The sequence below is a fragment of the Enterobacter sp. J49 genome (assembly GCF_002148625.1).
In the GTDB taxonomy this organism is placed as follows: domain Bacteria; phylum Pseudomonadota; class Gammaproteobacteria; order Enterobacterales; family Enterobacteriaceae; genus Enterobacter; species Enterobacter ludwigii.
The window spans coordinates 1-929 of the sequence record NZ_MWPY01000043.1; the positions used below are offsets into that span (position 1 = coordinate 1).

General features: G+C 53.1%; 1 protein-coding gene. It reads left to right on the top strand.

The genetic code is table 11. The annotated features are described in order from the left end of the window. Positions 1-929, top strand: a 929-nt coding sequence (gene tuf / locus BJP35_RS23810) for an elongation factor Tu (protein WP_047356364.1), incomplete at both ends; no start/stop codon positions are given.

Below are 929 nucleotides of genomic sequence, written 5' to 3' on the forward strand. Positions count from 1 at the left end.
GACACCCCGACTCGCCACTACGCACACGTAGACTGCCCAGGCCACGCCGACTATGTTAAAAACATGATCACCGGTGCTGCGCAGATGGACGGCGCGATCCTGGTTGTTGCTGCGACTGACGGCCCAATGCCTCAGACTCGTGAGCACATCCTGCTGGGTCGTCAGGTAGGCGTTCCTTACATCATCGTGTTCCTGAACAAATGTGACATGGTTGATGACGAAGAGCTGCTGGAACTGGTAGAGATGGAAGTTCGTGAACTGCTGTCTCAGTACGATTTCCCAGGCGACGACACCCCAATCGTTCGTGGTTCCGCGCTGAAAGCGCTGGAAGGCGAAGCAGAGTGGGAAGAGAAAATCATCGAACTGGCTGGCTTCCTGGATTCTTATATCCCAGAACCAGAGCGTGCGATTGATAAGCCGTTCCTGCTGCCAATCGAAGACGTATTCTCCATCTCCGGTCGTGGTACCGTTGTTACCGGTCGTGTTGAGCGCGGTATCATCAAAGTTGGCGAAGAAGTTGAAATCGTTGGTATCAAAGAGACTGCTAAGTCTACCTGTACTGGCGTTGAAATGTTCCGCAAACTGCTGGACGAAGGCCGTGCTGGTGAGAACGTAGGTGTTCTGCTGCGTGGTATCAAACGTGAAGAAATCGAACGTGGTCAGGTACTGGCTAAGCCAGGCTCAATCAAGCCACACACCAAGTTCGAATCTGAAGTGTATATCCTGTCCAAAGACGAAGGCGGCCGTCATACTCCGTTCTTCAAAGGCTACCGTCCACAGTTCTACTTCCGTACAACTGACGTGACCGGTACCATCGAACTGCCAGAAGGCGTTGAGATGGTAATGCCAGGCGACAACATCAAGATGGTTGTGACGCTGATCCACCCAATCGCGATGGACGACGGTCTGCGTTTCGCAATCCGTGAAGG